General features: G+C 47.0%; 3 protein-coding genes and 1 pseudogene. 3 read left to right on the top strand and 1 reads right to left on the bottom strand.

The annotated features are described in order from the left end of the window. The coding region (locus VIM87_RS03440) for a cation:proton antiporter (RefSeq protein WP_331995614.1) at positions 1 to 1,166 on the bottom strand (1,166 nt) is incomplete at its 3' end. 294 nt (positions 1,167 to 1,460) lie between these two features. Here VIM87_RS03440 and VIM87_RS03435 point away from each other — a divergent pair. The 3 genes and pseudogenes from VIM87_RS03435 to VIM87_RS03425 form a co-directional block, all read left to right on the top strand. Then, the gene (locus VIM87_RS03435) at positions 1,461 to 1,742 is read left to right on the top strand and encodes a co-chaperone GroES (protein WP_331995613.1); all 282 of its coding nucleotides are present in this window, start codon (positions 1,461 to 1,463) and stop codon (positions 1,740 to 1,742) included. A 56-nt stretch (positions 1,743 to 1,798) separates the two neighbouring features. Continuing rightward, positions 1,799 to 3,430 carry a chaperonin GroEL gene (gene groL, locus VIM87_RS03430; RefSeq protein WP_331995612.1) on the top strand — a complete coding sequence of 544 codons (1,632 nt, stop codon included), beginning with the start codon at positions 1,799 to 1,801 and terminating at the stop codon, positions 3,428 to 3,430. Between the two features lie 224 nt (positions 3,431 to 3,654). Beyond that, positions 3,655 to 4,050 (top strand): annotated as a pseudogene (locus VIM87_RS03425) (transketolase); the annotation flags it as partial.

The raw sequence follows: 4,050 nt of genomic DNA, 5'->3' as shown, positions 1-4,050 counted from the left end.
GGTATCCGCCTGTCAGTATCCTGCCCTTTATAAACGTACTTTTTAACCACTGATATCCATGCACTTGATAACAGTAATGAAAGTGCGGTAACGGCTATGCAGGCTTTAAAAATACTAAAGGGTATAATGTGCATTTGATAGGCCAGTGAACAGGCAAGAATGCCAAATTCGCCGGTTTGGGATAACAGCGCCCCGGCATAAATACTTTTACGGATGGGAAACCTGAGCATGTGAAAAATGCCTGCTGACAGCACGCTGTTAACCAGCATGATCACAACGGTAATTGCCGCAATGAAGGTCCAGTTATGCACCAGGTAAACCACATCAAAACGGATCCCCACTGAAACAAAGAACAGGGCGGTAAAAAATACTTTGAAAGGTCCCAGCGTATGCTCCAGCCAGTGAAATCCCTTAACCCGGCCAATAAAAATCCCTGCGGCAAAGCTGCCAATGGATGCGGTTAACCCCATCAGGGAAACAATCAAAGCCAGTCCCAGGCAAATACATGCTGCGGTAAACACCTGCAGCTCGTGGTCGTTTTCCAGGCCGGCAACGGGGCTTGCAAAGAAGTTCCGGTTCCTGACCGCCCTGAGTAAGAAGAAAAGGGCAATACAGGCTATTACGGAAACAATGAGCTTAACAGGATCTGTTTTTTGAGGCCCTATTAATTGAAAGAAGGTTAAAACCGGCGCCAGTAATACATCCTGTAACAGCAGAATATTTAAAACCGTTTTACCGGTTAAGCTGCGTATTTCCCCATTGCTTTTCAGAAAGCCACTGACTACGGCCGTGCTGTTGAAGATAAGCAGTACAGTGAACAATGCTACGGTGGTTAAAGGCCATGCGAAAATACGGCCAACCAGGTATACCAATAAAAAACTAACGATGGTTTTTACAATCTGGGCGATAACAGGCACAAACAGCAGGCTTTTCCTGTTGGGTATTTCATTTTCCATTCCAAGGAAGAACATGAGCAGTAAAATGCCGATCTCGCCCAGCCCTTCAACCGTATCCGGGCTGGAAAACATACCGGTAATATCAGGGCCAAGTACAACGCCTGCCAGGATGTAGGCAACCATATATGGCTGCCGCGCCTTTTTTAATAACACGATCAGCAGCAGGATAACCAGGCAAAGCACACAAACGGGTAAAAGTATATTGTGCATGGGAAGCGGACTTTTTTTTGCAGCAGGCAATACCAATGCCACCACGGCATTTATATGAAAATTTGGCATTGCTTCCGGCAAGGGAAAAAGATCCCTTCAATTATTGCTGTGGCTTTTTCCTTGTAAAATTTTGAGTACTCCGGGAATGTCATTTTTTCAATATAGACAGTGACAAAATGTAATTTTTTCCCGCTGGCATAACGATTGTTTGGTGCAAAAAAAGCAGTTGCGGCCGCGCTGCGATTATATAACCAGCTATATGATCTTGTTTTTAATCAATGCAATTTCAATGTTATGGTAAACAATTTTCAAGCACAGCCACTTCATGACCGGGTCATTGTTCGCCCGGTACCCGCCGAAGAAAAAACAACCGGTGGTATCATTATTCCCGACACCGCAAAAGAGAAACCTCAGCGTGGTACTATTGTAGCCGCCGGCCCGGGGAAAAAGGACGAGCCGCTGAGCGTTAAATCAGGGGATACCGTATTATACGGTAAATATGCAGGTACAGAGCTGCAATTAAATGGAGAAGATCTGTTGATCATGCGGGAAGCTGACATTTTAGCCATCCTCTAAGGCGTGTTATCAGTTATTCAACAACGAATCATTTGTGGACAGTAAAAAACACAGGTATGTCAAAGCAACTTTTCTTTGAGCTGGATGCAAGAAACAAAATGAAGAAAGGCGTTGATACTTTAGCCAACGCCGTTAAGGTAACACTTGGTCCGCAGGGCCGCAATGTTGTACTGGAGAAGAAATTTGGCGCCCCTGCCATTACAAAGGACGGCGTTAGTGTGGCAAAGGAAATTGAGCTGGAAGATCCCATTGAGAATATGGGCGCCCAGATGGTAAAGGAAGTGGCCTCCAAAACTGCCGACATTGCAGGGGATGGTACTACAACGGCTACAGTGCTGGCGCAGGCAATGATCAATGAAGGCCTTAAAAACGTGGCTGCCGGCGCTAACCCAATGGACCTGAAAAGGGGAATGGATAAAGCGGTGGAAGCCATTGTACAAAACTTAAAAGAACAGTCAAGGTTTGTTGGAAGCGATGTGCAGAAGATCCGCCAGGTAGCCACCATTTCAGCCAACAATGACGATACGATCGGTAAGCTGATTGCTGATGCATTTGCAAAAGTAGGAACAGAAGGCGTAATAACCGTTGAGGAGGCAAAAGGAACCGGAACTACTGTTGAAGTAGTTGAAGGTATGCAGTTTGACCGCGGTTATATATCTCCCTACTTTGTGACCAACAGCGAAAAGATGCAGGTGGTGCTGGAAAAACCTTACATCCTGATCTATGATAAAAAGCTGTCAACGATGAAGGAGCTGCTTCCCATCCTTGAAAAGACGGCACAGGCAGGAAGGCCCCTGCTTATTATTGCTGAAGATCTTGAAGGGGAAGCCCTGGCCACATTAGTGGTAAACAAAATACGGGGAACGCTTAAAGTAGCTGCTGTTAAGGCGCCGGGTTTTGGCGACCGCCGCAGGGAAATGCTCCAGGACATTGCCGTACTAACTAATGGAACGCTGATCAGTGAAGAACAGGGATATAAGCTGGAAAATGCTGACCTGACATCCCTGGGAAGCTGTGAATCAGTGACCATAGATAAGGACAATACAACTATTGTTGGCGGATATGGCGATAAGGATGCAATTGCCGGAAGGATCAGCCAGATCAAAGCACAGATTGAAAGCACTACTTCTGACTATGACCGCGAAAAATTGCAGGAAAGGCTGGCTAAGCTGAGCGGAGGTGTGGCCGTACTATATGTAGGCGCCGCCACTGAAGTTGAGATGAAAGAGAAGAAAGACCGGGTGGACGATGCGTTACATGCAACCCGTGCGGCTGTGCAGGAAGGTATTGTGCCCGGTGGCGGGGTGGCTTACATCAGGGCCGTTGAAAAGTTAAATGAATTACAAGGCGCCAACGATGATGAATCCACAGGTATTGCCATTGTTAAGCGCTCCGTGGAAGAGCCGTTGCGGCAAATCGTGTACAACTGCGGCCTGGAAGGAAGCGTAGTGATAGGAAAGATCCGGGAAGGAAAAGCGGATTATGGCTTTAACGCCCGTACGGAGCAATATGAAAACCTCTTTGAAGCCGGTGTAATTGATCCTACGAAGGTTACCAGGATTGCGATCGAAAATGCCGCTTCCATTGCAGGTATGCTGCTTACCACAGAATGTGTGGTGGCAGATAAGCCCAAAAAAGAGCAGCCTGCCGCGATGGCCGCACCCGGCATGGGTGGCATGGGGTATTGATCCGGTTCACAAGTACCGGTATAAAGCCTGCAAGCTTTTGCAGGCTTTCTTTATTTAGGCCGGTTCATAATTGGTAGGTTGTGGCGTGTACACATTTCCACACTCATAGTTAAAGCGCTAAAAAATCATACTGTTTTTAAGAAGGCTTAATAATTGCGGCACATTCAGATCGGTGTTGTAACCAACCTCGTGTATTATAATCGTCACTTAAAAATATTGATCGTATGAAAGAATTAGCAGCATGCAAGAAAAAAGCCGATCTGTTGCGGAAGTGGTCCATGATCTCCACTACGGAGGCCGCCTCCGGCCATCCTACTTCCTGCCTTTCTGCGGCGGACCTCACCGCTGTACTGTTTGATAAATACTTCACTTATGATATTGCAGATCCGCTGAATAATTATAACGACCGGTTTGTGCTTTCAAAAGGCCATGCAGCTCCTTTGCTGTATGCCCTGTTCGGTGTGGCCGGCGCCTATCCGCTGGACGAGCTAAAGACATTACGCAAATTCGGCAGCCGTTTTCAGGGCCATCCTGTGCCTAAATTTGTTTACGCAGAGGCAGCTACCGGCTCCCTTGGGCAAGGGTTATCAGTAGGGGCGGGGCTTGCGTTAACAGCCAAA

This window comes from Chitinophaga sp., from assembly GCF_036569125.1.
Classification (GTDB): domain Bacteria; phylum Bacteroidota; class Bacteroidia; order Chitinophagales; family Chitinophagaceae; genus Chitinophaga.
This window is presented reverse-complemented; position numbering and strand designations above follow the sequence as displayed.